We start from the raw sequence: 20,066 nt of genomic DNA, 5'->3' as shown, positions 1-20,066 counted from the left end.
ATATCCATAACTTGAGCTATCATTTTTATAAAATAACCATGGTAATGGAGTTGGCAAATTTTAGATAAATCTCTCTTTATCTGTCGTAGATGAAGTTGTTGGAGGTTCATGGGCCATCTTTTTCTTCAACCCGGCGGAATCAACACTAAAAAATTTTAAAATTTCCGACCGACTCGAGATCAATTTTGCGGTATCGCCATTTATAATAATAGGACGCTGTAAAAGACTAGGATTTTTATTAATAAGCTTCAGCCAATCATCTGTAGAATAATTTTGATCTACAGGCAGATCTGTAAAGTGATCCTCCAAGCTTGGGAAAATTTCGGTGAAAGGCAAACCAAGATTTTCAATCACTTCAAGCCAAATGGTATCACTTAGTTGTTCTTGGGCAATATCGATCGATTCAACTTTCATTTTAGTTCCCTTTAAATAACCCAACAATTTCTTACCCAAAGGGGACAGTGAACTATAAATAAATGTAATTTGATTTTCATTACGCGCAAGGACAGACATATACACAAATTTTATTTTTGCCAAAATAAGGTATGACTTACGGATAGATTAGCCTAAAAAGTTTAAAAATTAATGTAAACCAATAAAGGGATGTAATTCTGGGCTCATTTATGTTTCCTTCCTATTAAAGGATTCACTGCGTGCATCCCAAATGGGAATCCGGGGCAAGCATGGAAACCATAACAAGCTCGCGCTTGTTGTTTTTTTGTTTCCTTCCTTTTACAGGATTCACTGCGTGCATCCCAAATGGGAATCCGGGGCAAGCATAGAAACCATAACAAGCTACCGCTTGTTGGTTTTTTGTTTCCTTCATATTAAAGGATTCACTGCGTGCATCCCAAAAGGGAATCCGGGGCAAGCATGGAAACCATAACAAGCTCCCACTTGTTGTTTTTTTGTTTCCTTCATATTACAGGATTCACTGCGTGCATCCCAAAAGGGAATCCGGGGCAAGCATGGAAACCATAACAAGCTCCCGCTTGTTGGTTTTTTGTTTCCTTCATATTAAAGGATTCACTGCGTGCATCCCAAAAGGGAATCCGGGGCAAGCATGGAAACCATAACAAGCTCCCACTTGTTGGTTTTTTGTTTCCTTCCTTTTACAGGATTCACTGCGTGCATCCCAAATGGGAATCCGGGGCAAGCATGGAAACCATAACAAGCTCCCGCTTGTTGGTTTTTTGTTTCCTTCCTTTTACAGGATTCACTGCGTGCATCCCAAATGGGAATCCGGGGCAAGCATGGAAACCATAACAAGCTCGCGCTTGTTGTTTTTTTGTTTCCTTGGATCAATCCTAAAAGTTGTGTGTGAATTACAAAAACATATAATTTACTATCTCAAGTTTGTGTCCTGTTCATTTTTTGCATCGCCCAAAAAACGAACCAAAAAAGGCTAGGCTGATTTTAAATTTCTTTAAATCTACGCACTTTCCACGGCCCCGGCGTCCAGGCCGCTTTCACTTGGGTGAAATGCTCTATGGACGCCTTCCACCTTCCAATGTGAAAACCACTTGATTTAATACGAAATTGAAAATAGGCCGGTTCTTTATTATGTCTACTCTAACATAGTGTCGATAAATCATTACCCATTGAGGGCCCAGTTCAGAGGAGTCAAAAACACGGAATTCTTCCTAATTAGGCTACCAACAATATTTGTATAAACACAACAATTGGTCAAGACCCGTTTCCTTCCGCCTCTTCGAAGTAAACTTCGGAGACTCCAGAAAACAAAAAACCCATAACTTTCGTTATGGGTTTCCTTTTGCGGAGAAAGAGGGATTCGAACCCCCGGAGGTGTGACCCTCAACAGTTTTCAAGACTGCCGCATTCGACCACTCTGCCATTTCTCCTTAGCGGGTGCAAATATAGAAACCTTTTTCCTCTTTTTAAAAGAAAATTCATTTTTTATTTCAATATTAAAATTAGGCTAATATCTTTCCAAGACCTTATTTTTGCCTAATGGAAGAATGGCACCTTTATGCACTTTTGGCTTTGGTAGGTCCGCTAGTTGGTGCGCTCAATACTTTGGCAATAGGTGGATCCCTCCTTACAGTGCCCATCCTGATTTTTAGAGGGCTGCCAGCCACTGTTGCCACCGGCCCCAACAGGATAGCCCTACTTAAACAGGGTATTGCCAATGTTTCAGGGTACAGGAGCAAAGGCAAGTCAATAGCCGGTCCATTTATTTTGTACCTTTCCATAATTGCTACCCTTGGTACCCTAATAGGTTCCAAACTGGCTATAGATATCAATGAAAATACCTTTAATAAGGTCTTGGCCATTGTTATGGTCCTAATTGTTGAAATTATGCTTTTACAACCTAGAATTCGAATTAAGGATTTTGAGGAATTAATTAGTGGTAAACTACAATTATGGGCCACAGTGTCATTTTTCTTTATTGATATTTACGGTGGTTTCATACAAGCCGAAACAGGGATTTATATTTTATTGGCTTTGTCAACGATCAATCACCTATCCTTAATAAATCGAATGTCATTAAAGCGGTAATAATGGTAGTGTAAGCCAGTGCAGCCTTAATACTTTTCGGCTTAAATGGTAAATTGGATTGGGAAGTAGGCCTAACTTTGGCCAGGGGGCAAACCCTTGGGTAGCGACTCACCAGCAGATGGTCTGTTGACAAGGGAAACGGAATTGTAAAAATTCTATTGATTATAGTGGTCATGTGTATGCCCATGAAACTATGGATTTTTAATTAAAAGAGAATTAGCTTTGGATATTATTAAGAAATTGGAATGGCGTTATGCAGTAAAGAAGTTTAATCCTGACAAGTTTTTGTCAGAGGAAAAGCTGGAAAGATTAAAGCAAGCCTTTAACTTAACAGCCACTTCCTATGGCTTACAACCCATTAAATTATTAGTAGTACAAAATAAGGAACTGCAAAAAGAATTGGTGAAGTTTTCCTTTGGCCAAAAACAGGTGGAACAGGCATCTCACGTTTTTGTCATTTGTATTGAAAAACAAATTGACAAGAAATTTATTCATGACTACTTTGCCAGAGTACAGCAAATTAGAAATACTTCCGATGAAATACTTGATCCCTTCAAAGGCGCCCTCATCGAAAGTTTTTCCAAGAAAGAAATTGAAGAGGTCAGGGGATGGGCCACAAATCAGGCTTATTTGGCATTGGGAACCCTGCTCACAGTTTGTGCTCTCGAAGAAATTGATGCCTGCCCCATGGAAGGTTTTTTACCTAAGTCCTACGACGAACTATTGGGCCTGGACAAATTAAAACTAACTTCGGTCCTGGTGCTTCCCGTTGGCTATAGAGCCGCCGATGATATGTTCGCTACCCTAAAAAAGGTGCGTAGAGACTTGGATGAAAGCATCATCCATATACCCTGATCCCATCACAAAAAAATAATTTTATAACCTAATAATTTAAGAATAAAGATATGCCAGGATTTGAACTTTTTGGAGACAAGGAACGAAAACAAGTCAATGATGTTTTGGATTCAGGAGTATTGATGCGATATGGATTTGATGGTATGCGGAAAGGCCATTGGAAAGCCAAGGCATTGGAAAAGGCCCTGGAAAATCGCATGCAGGTGAACCACGCACAATTGGTAAGTAGCGGTACCGCTGCCTTAACGGTGGCCTTGGCCTGTGCCAAAGTAGGTGCAGGGGATGAAGTTATATTACCTACATTTACCTTTGTGGCAAGCTTTGAAGCCATCCTTTCGGTGGGTGCCATCCCCATTTTAGTAGATGTGGACGACACCCTTACCTTAGATCCCATTGCTGTTGAGGAAGCTATAACCCATAAAACCAAAGTAGTGATGCCCGTACATATGTGCGGATCCATGGCGGATTTGGCTGCTTTAAAAAGTATATGCGACAAACATAACCTATTGCTATTGGAAGATGCCTGTCAGGCCATTGGCGGTAGTTATGAAGGGAAACCCTTGGGTAGTTATGGGGATTTGGGATGTTTTTCATTCGACTATGTTAAGACCATTACCTGTGGAGAAGGCGGGGCAGTCATCACCAATAACACAGAATATTATAAAAGTGCCGACCAATATTCCGATCACGGCCATGATCATATAGGGAAGGATAGGGGAGCGGAAGACCACCCCATTCTAGGCTATAATTATAGAATTTCAGAGCTTCATGCTGCCGTAGGATTGGCACAAATAGAACGTTTGGACGATTTTATAGCCATCCAGAAAAAAAATTATTCCATTCTGCGATCGGCCTTGGAAAAAATCCCTGGGATCAGTTTTAGACGGGTACCCAATGGCGGTATTGAGAATTATTCCTTTCTCAGCTTTTACATGCCATCCGAAGAAATGGCCAGGGAAACAATTAAGGCTTTTTCGGAGAATGGAGTGGATACCTGCTTTTATTGGTACGATAACAATTGGCATTACTACAGAAAATGGGAGCATTTAAAGAACCTGAATAGCCTCAATAGCCATTCCAAAGAAATTAAAGACGGGCTTCCCAATTATAATTCTATGGATTTTTCCAAGTCGGATGTATGGGTTAGTAGAAATATCTCCTGTTTAATCAAATTGGGATGGACAGAGGAGGAAGTTACTTCAAGAGCTGAAAAAATGGTAAATGTTCTACAAAATATTGTTGATATTTCCGATTATTGAATTATTATTGGATACAATCCAGAAATGAACCTAAAATCAACTTAATGAAAATAGATCGAACGCCCTTTATTCTTCTTCTTTTACTCACTGTTTTGTCGTTTATTTCATGTGAAGAAATACAAACTCAGAATCCCAAAAACACTGATTTTGTTGACCTCGTGTATCCTCATTTGGATTCCGAAAACTCCAGATGGTTCTTTTTTTCCTCGGCCTCAAGGCCATTTGGTATGGTGAATTTAAGTCCGGACACGGAAATCAATGGTGCCTGGGGTAGTGGATATAGGTACAAAACAGATACTATTAAGGGATTTAGCCATGTACACGGCTGGCAGATTTCAGGGCTTTCCATAATGCCCGTAAGTATAACCGCTGAAAACAGGGCTTCGATTTACAAAGATTTTTATTCCAAATTTAATCACGATGCGGAGAAGGTCTCGCCCGGTTATCATTATGTGGAATTGGAGCGCCAAGGAATAACGGCGGAGCTAACCAGCACCAAAAGGGTTGGGTTTCACAAATACTCTTTTCCAAAAAATGGAAGTCCAGCCATATTATTTAACCTTAACACCCTCTTGGGACCTAGTGGGAATGTAAATGGCAGCCTAAAAAAGATAGGGGACAATACCCTTCTGGGCGAGTTGGAGATGGCACCTACGCACAGACGACCAAAACCGTTTAAACTCTTTTTTAGAGTTGAATTCAACTCGGTAATCGAGTCTATTACCCAAGACCCGGAAACCGGTAATTATGTAGTATTCACGGATAAAGACACCCCTGATGTCTTAATGAAAGCTGCTATTTCATATACATCGGCCGAAAATGCCAGTATCAATATGGATTCTGAATTGAACCATTGGGATTTTCAAAAGGTAGTGGGCGAATCCAAAGAGGAATGGAACGACTTTCTTGGCAGAATTAAAATTGAGGGAGGTTCAGAAATACAACAACGAAGGTTTTACACAGACCTATGGCATGCCTTGCAAGGCAGAAGGGTAATAAGCGACATTAATGGTGCCTACCCTGATAATACCGGAGATAACTTCAGAATTGGACAAATACCCCTGGATGCGTCAGGAAAACCAAAATTCAACCATTACAATTCAGATTCCTTTTGGGGTGCCCAATGGACCATAAATACATTATGGGGATTGGTATATCCGGATATCATGGAAGATTTTGTCCATTCCCTATTGCAATACCATCAGGATGGCGGCTTGGTGCCACGGGGTCCATCGGGAGGCAATTACACCTATGTGATGACAGGTGCCTCGTCCACACCTTTTATAGTCAGCGCTATTCAGAAGGGTATTATTAAGGAAGATCATGAAGCTATATATCAGGCTTTAAAGCAAAACCATATGCCAGGTGGCATCATGGAAAAAGCGGGTTATGAACATAAAACCGCCCTTGGGGGGGGATTCAAATATTACCTTAACAACGGCTATGTACCCTATCCAATTCCCGAAGGGAAATTTGGTGGTCATCAGGATGGGGCCAGCCTAACAATGGAATATGCTTACCAAGATTGGACCTTGGCACAATTGGCAAAAAAACTGGGGCATCAGGATGACTATGAAATGTTTATGCTTCGTTCCAAAAATTATAAAAATGTGTTCGACAAAAGCTCCGGTTGGATGAGACCAAAGGATGTGGAAGGAGTTTGGTTGGAGAATTATGATCCTTACGAACATCAACACGGATTCATTGAATCCAATGGGGCACAATCCACATGGTTTGTACCCCATGACATTAGTGGCCTGGCAGAACTGATGGGGAGCAAGGAAAAGGCAGTAGATAAGTTGAACGAACAATTTGAGGCCGCAGAAAAATTAGGATTTGCGGCAGGTAATTCCCACGCACAGGAACTCCACCCAGAATATAGGCGCGTTCCCATCAATTACGGGAACCAACCATCCATACAAACAGCGTTTGTATTCAGTAAGTTGGACAGGCCCGATCTTACACAATATTGGTCCAGAAAGGTAGTGGACAAGGTATTTGGTGGACTTTCCCCTGCAACGGGCTATAATGGCGATGAAGATCAAGGACTCATGGGAAGTTTGGCCGTATTAATGAAAATAGGGCTTTTTCAAATGAACGGCGGTACCGAAAATGATCCCATTTATGAATTGGGCAGTCCTATTTTTGACAAAATAGAAATAAGTCTTCATCCCCAATATTATACAGGAAAAAAGTTCACTATAAGGACAAATAACAATGGCATGGACCAATGGTCTGTAAAAAGTGCCCACTTGAACAGTAAGCCATTTAATGCTTACACTCTTGGACACTCACAATTGACAAAAGGTGGGGAACTGGAACTTGGGATGGGAGAGTAAAACTGTTAACCATAGATTTTTAAATAATGGTTCATGTACTGGCTTAATTTGGAAATTTTAGGTGAAACCAAGCTATTTATCAATTTCGGTTAGCGTTCAACCAAAGTATGGCGATCAACGGAATATTACTTTCGATTTGTGTAGGTCCAAGTAATATAACTATATTTAAAAATCAAAAATTAATTCAACTTTAAATCTTTTACCCATATGAATTCCAAAACTTTTTTTACCTGTGTTTTTTCCATTGCCTTTGCAATGCAAATTGAGGCACAGAATAAGCATATCAGTACACCACCCGAGGTATCGCCAATGCCCATGAAGCCGGAAATGACAGAGATATGGGAACCCGAGGTAGTTGTAGTGACCCCTGCTAAAACTTTGGGAGATGCCCCTTCCGATGCTATAATATTATTTGATGGTAGCAATTTGGACCAATGGGTAAGTCAAAAAGACAATACACGAGCTGCTCCATGGAAAATAGTGGACAATAACCATTTTGAAGTCGTACCAGGTACAGGTGGGATCAGTACAAAAATGAAGTTTGGCGACTGTCAGATTCATATAGAGTTTAGCGCTCCTGATATAGTGGAAGGCTCAAGTCAGGGTAGGGGCAATAGCGGCCTATTTTTGCAAAACAGGTATGAACTACAAATATTGGACTCGTACAATAACCGTACCTATAGAAACGGTCAGGCGGGCAGTATTTATAAAGACCATGCGCCCTTGGTAAACGCCATGCGCAGTCCATTGGAGTGGAACACCTATGACATTGTGTATACGGCCCCAAGGTTTAAAAAAGATGGTCGCTTGGATGCCAAGGCAAAGATCACCGTGCTACACAATGGGGTTCTGATACAAAATAATGTGGAGATTAATGGTAACACTTATTATGTTGGATTGCACAACTACCCATCTGCCCATGGCGATGACGTACTATCACTGCAAGACCACGGAAACAAAACACAATTCAGAAACATCTGGGTAAGACCTTTGTAAGTCGACCAAACTTTAGATTAAAATAAAATGCCGAAGAATTCATGTTCTTCGGCATTTTTAATTTAAAGGATCCAGTATCCTTATTAATACGTTACGTAGTCCACAATTTCCAGTCCGTATCCAACGAGCCCCACCCTTTTGGTTTGGCTTGAGTTGCTAAGCAACCTAATTTTGGCTATATCCAAGTCGTGCAAAATTTGGGCTCCAACACCAAAATCCTTGGCATCCATATCCACCTTGGGCGCCTTATATATTCCTTGCTTTTGCAACTCTTTGAGTTCGCCCAATCGGCCCAATAGGTTCAAGGATTCGGTTTCCTGATTTATAAACACTATGGCTCCCTTGCCTTCTTCATTTATGGCGGTGAACATGTCCTCCAATTTCTTGTCGGGATTGTTCGTTAGCGTACCTAATATGTCATTATTTATTAGTGTGGAATTGATTCGGGTTAGGACCTTTTCGTCCTTATTCCACGTTCCCTTGGTCAGCGCCAAATGCACCTGATTATTGGTTGTCTGTTGATATGCCCTAAGCCTAAATTCACCAAATCTTGTAACAATATTAAAATCCTCTTTTTTACGGATCAAACTATCATGTTCCATGCGATAGGCAATCAGGGCTTCGATCGAGACAATTTTTAAATCAAATGTCTTGGCTACTTGTACCAATTGTGGCAATCTGGCCATAGACCCATCCTCGTTCATAATCTCAACGATAACCCCGGCAGGTTTTAGTCCTGCCAATCGGGCAAAATCAATAGCGGCTTCGGTATGTCCGGTGCGTCGCAATACTCCCCCTTCTTTGGCAACAAGGGGAAATATATGTCCAGGTCTTGCCAAATCATGTGCCTTGATACTTTCATCTGTTAGGGCTTTAACGGTACTTGCACGATCTGCAGCAGAAATACCGGTGGTTACACCATGGCCCCTCAGATCCACAGAAACTGTAAAGGCGGTTTCCATGGGATCGGTATTATTGTAGACCATCATGTGCAGGCCTAATTCCTTGCACCTACCTTCGGTGAGCGGTGCACAGATAAGTCCTCTACCATGGGTAGCCATAAAATTGATCAATTCTGGAGTGGCCAACTCAGCAGCGGCCAAGAAATCCCCTTCATTTTCCCTATTTTCATCATCCACTACTATTATTACCTTACCTTGCCTAATATCCTCAATAGCCTCCTCAATGGTATTTAGCGTAATAGTCTTTTCAACTTTTGTTGTCATGTTACAGCAATTTTATCTTTCTTCTTAAATACGCCCTTAAAATAATCCAAAATACTCCCAAAGGACATTAACCCTTTGTCGGCCGTTGCCCTTCTGGTTAGAAAAACACCTAAAGGTAACATTATAAATGTAGAAAGCCATGCCCCTATAATAGGGTTAATATTCCCCTCCTTGGCATAATTTCCGGCAAATACACCTATAAAATAATAGGTTAGGAATAGAATTATTGCGATGACCATTGGCAAACCTAAGCCTCCTTTTCTGATAATGGCACCCAATGGAGCTCCTACAAAGAATAATATAATACAGGATAATGCCAACGCAAATTTCTTGTGGAGCGATAAAATATGAAGTCGGTATATCTTGTATTTAATTTGAAGCTCATTTTTCTTTCCCTGAATACTAGTTATTATATTGGAAGTAGCACTTTTTGCAGAACTTAAAATCTGCGTCTGATTCCATGAAGGGAAGAGGCCCAGTATACTATCGGTATCCATTCTAATTCCTAAGGAATCCATTTCCTTCTTTCTTTTGTCCAATGTAATCTGGGCTAAGGAATCGGGTTTTTTCAAGGATACGAAAGCTCCCATTCTCCCTACGATATTCTTTGAAAACGCCGTAACCAATTTCACATTGTCTTCCTTAAGGGAGTCAATATCCTTGGTTAAGCGGGATATATTTTTCATCTTGTCCGTACTTACGTCCCTCTCCTCATCCAGGTCAACATCATTAAGATCCGAAAGATCCTTGTTTATGGTATAGGTCCTAAAATTGGCCTTGGTAAAAGGATTTTTCTTCTTCTCCTTGTTATTTTTGGCCGTGACATCCCAATAATAATTGCCCTCTTTTAATACCAACTGCAAAATGTCTGAATCCTCACTACTGATAAGTTCTCCCGATTTTGCTTTGATTACTGTAGTATTGACTTTCGTTTTGGATTTTTCGTGAATGATAACATTCTCCAAGAACCTGTCATTTGGCCCGTACTTACGGTCTACCTTCATATTCATATCCGTACCTTCCAAATCGCTAAAAACTCCCTCCGATATAATGGCCGCAGGTTTCACCTTGGCTATATTCCTTCTTAAATTGTATATCTTTTGTTCCGAAATTGGAATAATATTATTGGCAAAATAAAAAGTGACCCCTCCCAAAAATGTAACAAAAATAATAAGGGGCAACATGGCCCTCTGTAAGGAGATACCAGAGGCCTTCATAGCCGCAAATTCATAATTCTCTGCAAAGGAACCAAAGGTAAGTATGGAAGAAAGCAATACGGTCAAAGGAATCACCCGTTCCATTAAGTTGGGCATAAGGTAAAAAAGGAACTTCCCAATAATGAAGATGTCCAATCCCTTACCTGCAAAATCATCAATAAACAACCAGATCGTTTGAAATACGAAGATAAACATCAGTATTACGAACGAACTGAGAAAATTAAAGAGGAACCTCGATAAGATATATCGGTCTAGAATTCTCAATGTCTAATTTCTTATGATGTAGTAACCATCATTCTTATACTTTTTCTCGTCAAAAGTAAATAAGGTTTTGGACAAGGGCTGGTCTATTTTAAAAGAATTAACAGTAATGGTCGTTTTTGTACCATTCTTCCCCGTTTCAATAAGCTTGTAAATATGCTTGGTCTCCACATCTATACCCAAAAGGATCGTTTTGATCTCTGAATTGGTATCGATTGGTGTCAACTTCACAAACTGTATTTTTCTTCCCTGGATATTTTGCAGGATATCCCAATCATAATTGTGCCCCTGCTTATAGAATGTAAGCATTTTAGAGGGCGTAATGGTGTTTTCATCATCCAATTTCTCTTCAATGGTCACCTCTTCATTTTCAGGTACAACGGTATATACCTTATTACCATCATACACTTGCTTGGATCCCAAATAATTGAACAAATACTTATCGCCTTGCATGGTTACATCCCCACGGGTCTCCGTATTTATATTGGCCTCCTCATTATGAAGGCTATATTTAAAGTCAACAAAAATATTGTCATAGCTTTTTACTTTATTATACACTTCATCCAACAAACTTTTGGCCTTAGCAGAGTTTTGGGCCATAGATATGGAAGTAGATAATACCAATAATAAAATAGATAATTTAAGTTTCATTTGTCTTCTATTTAAATTTTTACAGTGCCTCCTATGCACCTTCATTGCTCAAAAGTTGATCGAGGGCGTAAATATCGGGCACAAGTACCTGCCGGGCCTTACTACCTTCAAAAGGACCAACAATACCCGCTGCTTCCAACTGGTCTATAATTCTCCCGGCCCTATTGTACCCTAATTTCAACTTTCGTTGTATCAAGGAGGCCGACCCCTGTTGTGCTATTACTATGACTTCCGCCGCTTCCCTAAACATGGCATCCCGATCAGATATATTATAATCAATACCTGTGCCAGAATCGTCATTTCCTGAGTATTCCGGTAATAAATGCGCATCTGGATAAGCTCTTTGCGCACCTATAAATTCTGTGATCTTAGCAACTTCAGGGGTATCCACAAAAGCGCATTGAATTCTGGTTACGTCATTACCCTGGGTAAATAGCATATCCCCACGCCCAATCAATTGATCGGCTCCTTGGGTATCCAAAATGGTCCTTGAATCTATTTTTGATGTCACCCTAAAAGCTATCCTGGCCGGGAAGTTGGCTTTTATAATCCCCGTAATTACGTTCACTGAAGGTCTTTGCGTTGCAATAATCAAATGTATCCCAATGGCTCGGGCCAATTGGGCAAGTCTGGCAATAGGCGTTTCCACTTCCTTGCCGGCGGTCATGATCAGATCGGCAAATTCATCTATCACCAATACAATATAAGGCAAGAACATATGTCCGTCGTTAGGGTTAAGTTTCCTGGCCTTAAACTTGGCGTTGTATTCCTTTATATTCCGAACCATGGCCACCTTTAACAACTCATACCGGTTGTCCATTTCTATACAAAGGGAATTTAAGGTGTTGATTACCTTATTATTATCCGTAATAATGGCTTCTTCGGAATCAGGTAACTTGGCCAGATAATGTCTTTCAATTTTGTTGAATAGTGTAAGTTCTACCTTTTTGGGATCTATAAGGACAAACTTTACCTCTGCTGGGTGCTTTTTATAGAGCAAAGAGGTCAATACTGCATTCAGTCCAACGGATTTCCCCTGACCGGTGGCTCCTGCCATTAATAAATGGGGCATTTTAGCCAAATCTACCACAAAGGTTTCATTGCTAATTGTTTTTCCAAAGGCAATGGGTAATTGCATTTCCGCTTTCTGAAATTTACTGGAGGCGATAACGGAACGCATGGATACGATAGTAGCATTTTTATTGGGCACCTCTATACCAATGGTTCCCTTTCCTGGAATAGGTGCTATAATTCTGATCCCAAGTGCTGCCAATGACAGGGCAATATCATCCTCTAAATTTTTTATTTTAGAAATTCGCACTCCGGCATCAGGTACTATCTCATACAGGGTCACTGTGGGACCTATGGTAGCCTTGATCTGTGCAATACCAATTTTATAGTTCTTTAAGGTCTCTACAATTTTATTCTTATTTTCCTCCAGTTCCTCCTGGTTGATGGTAATACCTCCGCTGGCGCCATGCTGATCCAAAAGATCCAATGGGGGAAACTTAAAATTGCCCAATTCCAAGGTAGGATCAAATTCACCGAAATCCTCCACCAGCTTGTCCGAAATATTGTCCGACTCCTCTTTCTCTTCCTTAATTTTTTCCACCTCCATGGCAATGGTTTCCTCTTCGACCCCCACCTTTACTTCAAATTCCTCCTCATTGTCCTCTTTTGTCAAAGCCGGAATATCCTTCTTATGGGTGTAGGTGTCTATAACCACTGGAGTTTCTTCCTTTTCCTTGGTGAATAAAACCGCGCTCCCATCGTCACTGTCATCAACCTTGACAGCTTTGCCATTTTTAAATTCGGTAGCCAAGGATTTTCCCTTGTCGTTCAAGTAGGCAACCGCTTTGTCCGGGGAAAATTGGAACAATCTTACCAAAATAACGATCAATCCAAAGAGCAATAAAAGAAAGACTCCAACTTTACCTCCATAGTCCTGTAGAAAATCGTTCATCTCGTACCCGACCATACCGCCCAACAACGGTTTTCCCGCAGCAAAAAATCCCAGGGCAAGTGAGAACCAGATAATAAACACAAAGCCCCATATCCACTTTCTTAGCAGCCCCTGTTTTTGCATGCTTAAAAATAGGTACAGCCCCGTTAAAAAAAGTAAAAAGGTCAATATGATGGAAGAGATACCAAAACCTTTATAGAGGACAAAATGGCTAACATTGGCTCCAAATTTATTCAACAAATTTCTAGCCTGTTCATTCCTGTTTGCAAATTCGGTAAGCAAGCTTTGATCGTCTTGCCAAGTAAAATAGAAGGAGACAAAAGAAAAGAACAGCGCAATACTTAAAAGCATTAACAACCCCCCAAAAATAATTTTGTTCTGCTGTGATAATTTTAAGGAAAAGCCTTTTTTACTGGGTGTTGACTTTGGTTTTTTTACCTTTTTTGCCATTAAATCTTAAATTCTGGTGGCTAAATTACAAATTTACTTATGAACTCTTCGGAACTTTTCCCTTTCAAATAGCTTTTTATGGAAACTCTGTATAAGCCGGATAGAGAATAAGGATAACTATTGGATCCTAAAAGAGTTTGGGTATATAGATGATAAGGCCTATAATGGATGCGGCAATGGATACCAGCATAACAGCACCTGCAGAGATGTCTTTGATAAATCCAATTTTTTCATCAAATTCGGGCTGGACAAAATCCGATATTTTTTCCACAGCCGTATTTAAACCCTCAATTCCCAGTACCAATCCGATTGCCAGTATTTGAAGAATCCATTCCGTGTTGGAAATCTCAAAATAAAATCCTGCAGCAGTCATCACCAAAGTAATAAATACCTGAATCTTGATGCTGGATTCTGTTCTGATCAAGAGAAGTGCCCCCTTTAAAGCGAAACCTACACTCTTTAAGCGATTCACCAAAAAGCTCTCCTTAGGCATCCATCAACGCTTCTAGTGCCGCTTTGTAATTGGGCTCATCAACGGTTTCTGCAACTTGCTCCGTATAAATAACCTTACCTTCCTCATCCAACACCACCACAGCCCTAGAGTGCAAGGACTTTAACGGGCCATCCACAAACTCCAAGCCATAGGCCTTTCCGAAATTACCATCCCGGAAATCTGACAACATTTCTACATTTTCTATTCCTTCCGCCCCACAGAAACGTGCTTGGGCAAAAGGAAGGTCTTTGGAAATACATAGGACCTTGGTGTTTTTCAATTCGGCAGCTTCCTTATTAAATTGCCTTACAGATTGGGCACATGTGCCCGTATCCACACTGGGAAAAATATTTAATACCACTTTTGCGCCTTTGTATTCATCCAATTGTGTACTGGACAAATCCCCCTTGGTCAAAGAAAATCCAGGAGCTTTACTTCCTGATTCAGGTAATGTTCCTATTGTATTTATCGGGTTTCCCTTAAGTGTTACTGTAGCCATGATTATTTTTTTAAAATTTGTGTGAAAATAAAAAATATATGCTGGATAAATAAGGAATATCTCATAAAAAGTAGGACCATGTCTAGACTTGCCAAATCTTTTACATAAATACAAATACCTCCATCCCATGTATTAAACATAAGGACAAAGGTATTTGATAATACATGGGCCAGGATGCCTAAACAATTACTTGTCTATGGAACCAACCACCCGCTGCATAAATTCGTTCAAAGCCTCTTTTTGGGACTTACCTTCCTTTATGGATTTTTGTACTTCCAAAGCTCCGTACAAGTTGGAAATCAATTCCCCAATAACATCCAATTCCTCATCTTTCAACGAGGATACTTCTGTTATGGACTCCAATGTTTCTATGGTCTCCAATACATAATCCTCATCGTTTTCAGCTATAAAGCCCGTAAGGTGTTTAATTACTGGTAATTTCACCGATCAATTCTTTTAAAACTTCATATTTATTGGTCTGGACCTGATTCTTAAATTCACCATCACTAAAAATGGCAAAGGTGGGAAGATTGTCTACCTTGGCCAACTTTCTAGATTCAGGAAATTTCTCTGCATCAGCAAGAACAAAGGTGATATCCTCATTAATGGATGCCTCCTTTTTAAACTTGGGTTTCATTATTCTACAATTGCCACACCAAGTAGCCGAATACTGAACGACCACCTTCTTATTCTGATCGATAATCTCTTTCAGATTATCATTTTCCAATTCGATTATCATAAATTTCAAATTTAATTATATAAAAAAGGAGTCAATGCTACAGCACTATTGACCCCTTATATTCAATTCTTGAAATTAGTTTGCGTGCGTGGATAAATAACTGGCAACACCATTTCTATCAGCCGTCATGGCATCTTTACCTTCTTCCCAGTTGGCAGGACATACCTCTCCTTTTTCCTGAACATGGGTATAGGCATCGATTAAGCGTAAATACTCATTTACATTCCTACCCAAAGGCATATGGTTAATCCCTTCGTGGAATACGGTACCTTCCTCATCAATTAAATAAGTGGCCCTGTAAGTTACATTGTCACCGTCTACCATAACAACACCGGTTTCCTCATTATACTGCTCATTGGTTATATCCAATATACCTAAAGTAGAGGCAAGATTTCTGTTGCTATCTGCAAGAATAGGGTAAGTAACCCCTTCAATTCCACCATTATCCTTTGCTGTATTCAACCAGGCAAAATGAACTTCGGCAGTATCACAGGACGCCCCGATAACCAAAGTGTTTCTTTTTTCAAATTCGCCCAAAGCAGCTTGAAAGGCATGCAATTCTGTTGGACATACAAAAGTGAAGTCTTTTGGGTACCAAAATAGGATTACTTTCTTATTGTTTTTTTGAGCTTCTTCCAAAACATTCAATTTGAAAGTATCTCCTAAATCGTTCATTGCATTAACGCTGAGATTTGGAAATTTTTTACCTACTAAAGTCATATTTATAAAATTTATACGATTAATTTCTGATGTAAAATTACATCTATTTATAAGGGTTCGCACCAATATGGATTTAAAAAATTTATGGCAATATAACAATTGTATATACCTATCCCGATTATGGTTTTTCTTTGTTAATTTGAAAAAATACAAGACTTAATTTTTCATATTTGACAACAGGATAGGGTTAAAAATATCAAATTCATTTTTAAGGAATAAGTAGGTTTATGATGTGATTTCATTTCTTAAAAATGCACTCCCTTGTTAACTGAAGAGACTGGGTGGTTTTCCGTGGAAAACAGCTTGATGGATAGGTACACTCCTGTGATAAATCAGGGAAACATAAAAGATATAAGGACCAACTATTTAGCAAAGGCAAACTCAATTGCCCGCATTTTACAATTCACTAGTAAGGAATTCCGGGTCGAAGATTATTGTCCCTATGCTTTGGATGTTTTAAGCTGTCTTATCTTTAAGTGCAGAGCCGCAAAGAACAGGGTGGTAAAAGGACTTAACCAATTGAATATGGCATATACAAAATATTCGGCAACGCCCACCCCCAACACGCCCGATTGATAAGCTCCACAGGTGTTCCAGGGTATCAATACAGACGTTACGGTACCGGAATCCTCCAATGTTCTACTCAAATTCTCCGGAGCCAAGCCCTTGTCGTGAAAGGCCTTCTTAAACATTTTACCGGGGATAACAATAGCAAGGTATTGATCACTGGCTATAGCATTTAAACCAATACAGCTAAGCACGGTACTGGCAAACAATCCAAAAACAGAACTTGCAATGGACAATAAAGCTTTAGTAATCCGGGCCAAGGCCCCAATGCCGTCCATGATACCGCCAAATACCATTGCACAGCAAATAAGTAAAATAGTCCATATCATTCCTTGCATGCCTCCAGCACTGAACAAATCGTTCAACTTTTCATTATCGGTTACTATGGCCGTATCGGTAAATATGGCATTGAAAATAGCGGTTACATTGGAATCCGACAAAGATTTTAATACCTCAGTTTGAAAAAAGAGGGCAAATACCCCGGCCAGACCCACACCAGCTCCCAAGGCAATCAGAGGTTTCGTTTTAAAAAGTATTAGTACTATTACCAAACCTGGCACAATGAATAAATACGGGTTAATATCAAAGGTAGCATCTATAGTGGCCAAAAGTGCACTTACATCTGCACTCCCAGAAGTTTCTATGTTTAAACTTATTATGGCAAAAACCACCAATGTTATCACAATAGTAGGGACCGTGGTGATGGTCATGTATTTAATATGTGTAAAAAGGTCGGTCCCGGCCATCGCAGGGGCCAGGTTGGTGGTGTCGCTCAAAGGGGACATCTTGTCCCCAAAATAGGCTCCGGAAATTACGGCACCGGCAATCATACCAGGGTATATGCCCAAAGCGGTCCCAATACCAACAAGTGCAATTCCAACAGTAGCGGAGGTAGTCCACGAGCTCCCTGTAGCCACTGAGATGATAGCAGCGATAACAACTGAAGCCGGTAAAAAAATAGAGGGATTCAAAACTTGCAGACCGTAATAAACCATGGCCGGAATAACCCCGCTCACCAACCAAGTACCCGCCAACGCTCCCACCAAAAACAAGATCATTATTGGAACAAGAACGCTTTTTAGGTTTTCCAGGACTTCGAGTCCCATAGTTTTTAAGGAGGTCTTATTAAAAAACCCCACAATGGCACTTATGGCACCTCCCAATAGCAAAATAATCTGATTGGAGTATTCCCCAAACCATTCGCCGTCCTTAAAGAAAATATTATAGGCCAACATCATCATCAATAGAACTACAGGAATAAGGGCTTCCCATATATTCAATTCCTTGTTTTCTACAATATGCTCATTTTCGGGTCCAGCGGGATTGGTACTCAGGTTCTGCATTTAGAGGCTTTTTGTTTCTTCGTAATATTACGATTTTGATATCTCTTCTGCAAACCCATAATTAGACCTACGCTCTTAAAGGTTTTAAAATATCCAATTGAATTAAACAATCCTTCATGGCCCTATAGGTTCTATCAATATGGTCATCCAACCCTATGGAAAATCGGATCAAACCATTGGTCAGGCCCATCTCCAATTGCTCTTCCAACGGAATCTCCGAAGAGGTAGAGGTTCCCGGAGCACTAAATAAAGTTTTATAAAAACCCAAACTAACGCCCAAATATCCCAAATGTTTCTTCTGCATTAATTCCATCAAGGCATTGGCATTTTCCAAAGAACCCACATCCAGGGTCATTAATCCCCCAAAGCCATATTCCGGATTATATTGTTTTTTCATTAGCACGTGCCCCATATGCGATTTAAGGCCAGGATATACCACTCTTAGTCCGTCCTTTTCAAAATTTTGTGCCAAGTGCAGCGCATTTTCACTGTGTTTTTTCATCCTTATATGCAGCGTTCTCATATTCTTTAAAATAGAAGAAGCCCTTAAACTATCCAAAGTACTGCCCAATAACATCCCTGCGCCATTATTTACATCCTTTAGGCCTAAACAGAAATCTTTGGTGCCACAAACCACTCCGGCCACACAATCGCTAGTGCCATTTATAAATTTGGTTAAACTGTGGATAACAATATCGGCCCCTAATTTTGCGGGTGAAATGGATAAGGGAGAAAAGGTATTGTCCACCACCAAAGGAATATTATGTTTTTTGGCCAGTTCGGAAAGGGCCTCAATATCGGCAACTTCCAATAAGGGATTGCTAACGGACTCACAATAGATCATCTGTGTTTTGGGAGTAATGGCCATGGCCACTGCCTCCAATTTTGTAGTATCCACAAAGGTAGTTGCTATATCGAATTTCTTTAAAAAATTCTTCATTAAGGCATAAGTACCTCCGTATATGGTCCTGCTGCTAACAATATGGTCCCCGGCATTGCACAACTGCATTATCACAGCACTAATAGCCCCCATACCACTTGCAGTTACATTGGCGGTTTCCGTACCTTCCAAGGCAGCCAGGGCCTCTCCCAAATATAGATTGGAAGGAGAGGAGTGGCGACTGTAGAGATAGCAGCCTTCCGTATTGCCCTCGAAGGTATCGAACATAGTCTTTGCCGACAAAAACGTGTAGGTAGAAGAATCGGATATCGAGGGATTGACCCCACCGTATTCTCCAAAATACTGCAAATCCTGTAAATCATCAGATGCCCTAAATTTCATAACCAAATATTTATTTTACTATAAAATTAAATTAATAGCATATAAAAATCAATAGTTATAAATTAAACTAGATTATAAATCTATGTAATGTAATTTATTTAGTTTATTTTTACAACTTATTGATGGCAGCAGCCAAACAGAAGAAAATTTATCACCATGAAGTTTGACGAAATAGACATAAAGTTATTGGGATTGCTTCAGAATGACAGTAAAAAAACGACCAAGGAGTATGCCCAACAATTAAATTTATCGGTTACGGCCATATATGAACGTATAAAAAGACTGGAAAAATCCGGGGTAGTTACCAAATACGTGGCTTTAGTGGACAAAAAGAAGGTTCACAAGGCTTTTACAGTTCTCTGCCACATTAAACTGGTTCAGCACAATAAGGAGTATGTACTACAGTTTGAACGGGAGGTACTTAAACTAAATGAGGTTGCGGAATGTTACCACACCAGCGGGGATTATGACTATATACTAAAGATATACGTTGCCGATATGGAAGAGTACCGAGAGTTTATGATCACCAAACTTACGGCCATAAATCACATAGGGAGCACCCAAAGTTCATTCGTAATCAATGAGGTAAAAAGTACTACCGAGGTATTCTTATAATAACAATTGTCCATAAGACGTTCATATCACAAGGAATATGAATGTTGTTCAAGAATAAAACATTCGTATTT

General features: G+C 40.0%; 18 protein-coding genes and 1 tRNA gene. 6 read left to right on the top strand and 13 right to left on the bottom strand.

Annotation, left to right across the window (positions count from 1 at the left end; all coding sequences use genetic code 11):
• Positions 1-60: 60 nt before the first annotated feature.
• On the bottom strand, positions 61-513 hold the full coding sequence (locus tag C7972_RS06590) for an arsenate reductase family protein (RefSeq protein ID WP_110355421.1): 453 nt from the start codon (positions 511-513) through the stop codon (positions 61-63).
• A gap of 1,264 nt (positions 514-1,777) precedes the next feature.
• Positions 1,778-1,862, bottom strand: a tRNA-Ser gene (locus C7972_RS06575).
• A gap of 109 nt (positions 1,863-1,971) precedes the next feature.
• Between C7972_RS06575 and C7972_RS06570 the strand changes: the two genes are divergently transcribed.
• The 5 genes from C7972_RS06570 (at position 1,972) to C7972_RS06550 (ending at position 7,969) form a co-directional block, all read left to right on the top strand.
• Positions 1,972-2,520, top strand: coding sequence for a sulfite exporter TauE/SafE family protein (locus tag C7972_RS06570; RefSeq protein ID WP_110355418.1), 549 nt, complete (start codon positions 1,972-1,974; stop codon positions 2,518-2,520).
• Between the two features lie 222 nt (positions 2,521-2,742).
• Positions 2,743-3,375 carry an NAD(P)H-dependent oxidoreductase gene (locus tag C7972_RS06565; RefSeq protein WP_110355417.1) on the top strand — a complete coding sequence of 211 codons (633 nt, stop codon included), beginning with the start codon at positions 2,743-2,745 and terminating at the stop codon, positions 3,373-3,375.
• 50 nt (positions 3,376-3,425) lie between these two features.
• Positions 3,426-4,634, top strand: coding sequence for a DegT/DnrJ/EryC1/StrS aminotransferase family protein (locus tag C7972_RS06560; protein WP_110355416.1), 1,209 nt, complete (start codon positions 3,426-3,428; stop codon positions 4,632-4,634).
• Positions 4,635-4,678: 44 nt separating this feature from the next.
• The gene (locus tag C7972_RS06555; RefSeq protein ID WP_110355509.1) at positions 4,679-6,973 is read left to right on the top strand and encodes a GH92 family glycosyl hydrolase; all 2,295 of its coding nucleotides are present in this window, start codon (positions 4,679-4,681) and stop codon (positions 6,971-6,973) included.
• A 207-nt stretch (positions 6,974-7,180) separates the two neighbouring features.
• Positions 7,181-7,969, top strand: coding sequence for a DUF1080 domain-containing protein (locus tag C7972_RS06550; RefSeq protein WP_110355415.1), 789 nt, complete (start codon positions 7,181-7,183; stop codon positions 7,967-7,969).
• An 83-nt stretch (positions 7,970-8,052) separates the two neighbouring features.
• Here the strand turns inward: C7972_RS06550 and ribB are convergent, their stop codons facing one another.
• The 11 genes from ribB to C7972_RS06495 all read right to left on the bottom strand — a co-directional run bounded on the left by ribB (position 8,053) and on the right by C7972_RS06495 (position 19,380).
• Positions 8,053-9,195 (bottom strand): 3,4-dihydroxy-2-butanone-4-phosphate synthase, encoded by a 1,143-nt coding sequence (ribB, locus tag C7972_RS06545; protein WP_110355414.1) that lies wholly within the window; start codon positions 9,193-9,195, stop codon positions 8,053-8,055.
• Entirely contained in the window at positions 9,192-10,676 is a 1,485-nt protein-coding gene (locus C7972_RS06540; RefSeq protein WP_110355413.1) for an LptF/LptG family permease, read from the bottom strand. The genes ribB and C7972_RS06540 overlap by 4 nt, the downstream gene beginning before the upstream one ends.
• Positions 10,677-10,679: 3 nt before the next feature.
• A complete protein-coding gene (locus tag C7972_RS06535) occupies positions 10,680-11,324 on the bottom strand; it encodes an outer membrane lipoprotein carrier protein LolA (RefSeq protein ID WP_110355412.1) in 645 nt (214 codons plus the stop codon).
• 31 nt (positions 11,325-11,355) lie between these two features.
• Positions 11,356-13,737, bottom strand: coding sequence for a DNA translocase FtsK (locus C7972_RS06530; protein ID WP_110355411.1), 2,382 nt, complete (start codon positions 13,735-13,737; stop codon positions 11,356-11,358).
• 127 nt (positions 13,738-13,864) lie between these two features.
• The gene (locus tag C7972_RS06525; protein ID WP_110355410.1) at positions 13,865-14,230 is read right to left on the bottom strand and encodes a diacylglycerol kinase family protein; all 366 of its coding nucleotides are present in this window, start codon (positions 14,228-14,230) and stop codon (positions 13,865-13,867) included.
• Entirely contained in the window at positions 14,223-14,729 is a 507-nt protein-coding gene (gene tpx / locus C7972_RS06520; RefSeq protein ID WP_110355508.1) for a thiol peroxidase, read from the bottom strand. The genes C7972_RS06525 and tpx overlap by 8 nt, the downstream gene beginning before the upstream one ends.
• A 186-nt stretch (positions 14,730-14,915) precedes the next feature.
• Positions 14,916-15,173, bottom strand: a complete 258-nt coding sequence (locus C7972_RS06515; protein ID WP_110355409.1) for a DUF6952 family protein — start codon at positions 15,171-15,173, stop codon at positions 14,916-14,918.
• The gene (locus C7972_RS06510; RefSeq protein ID WP_110355408.1) at positions 15,154-15,468 is read right to left on the bottom strand and encodes a co-chaperone YbbN; all 315 of its coding nucleotides are present in this window, start codon (positions 15,466-15,468) and stop codon (positions 15,154-15,156) included. Before C7972_RS06510 ends, C7972_RS06515 begins: the two co-directional genes overlap by 20 nt.
• Positions 15,469-15,543: 75 nt before the next feature.
• On the bottom strand, positions 15,544-16,188 hold the full coding sequence (locus C7972_RS06505; RefSeq protein WP_110355507.1) for a peroxiredoxin: 645 nt from the start codon (positions 16,186-16,188) through the stop codon (positions 15,544-15,546).
• Between the two features lie 440 nt (positions 16,189-16,628).
• A complete protein-coding gene (locus C7972_RS06500; protein ID WP_110355407.1) occupies positions 16,629-18,098 on the bottom strand; it encodes a Na+/H+ antiporter NhaC family protein in 1,470 nt (489 codons plus the stop codon).
• Positions 18,099-18,165: 67 nt separating this feature from the next.
• Entirely contained in the window at positions 18,166-19,380 is a 1,215-nt protein-coding gene (locus C7972_RS06495) for an aminotransferase class I/II-fold pyridoxal phosphate-dependent enzyme (protein ID WP_110355406.1), read from the bottom strand.
• A 156-nt stretch (positions 19,381-19,536) separates the two neighbouring features.
• Here C7972_RS06495 and C7972_RS06490 point away from each other — a divergent pair, with 156 nt between their 5' ends.
• Positions 19,537-19,995 (top strand): Lrp/AsnC family transcriptional regulator, encoded by a 459-nt coding sequence (locus C7972_RS06490; RefSeq protein ID WP_110355405.1) that lies wholly within the window; start codon positions 19,537-19,539, stop codon positions 19,993-19,995.
• Positions 19,996-20,066 lie beyond the last annotated feature (71 nt).

Source organism: Arenibacter sp. ARW7G5Y1 (genome assembly GCF_003201775.1).
Classification (GTDB): domain Bacteria; phylum Bacteroidota; class Bacteroidia; order Flavobacteriales; family Flavobacteriaceae; genus Arenibacter.
Note: the sequence above shows the minus strand (reverse complement) of the source record. Positions and strands in the feature narration are given on the sequence as shown.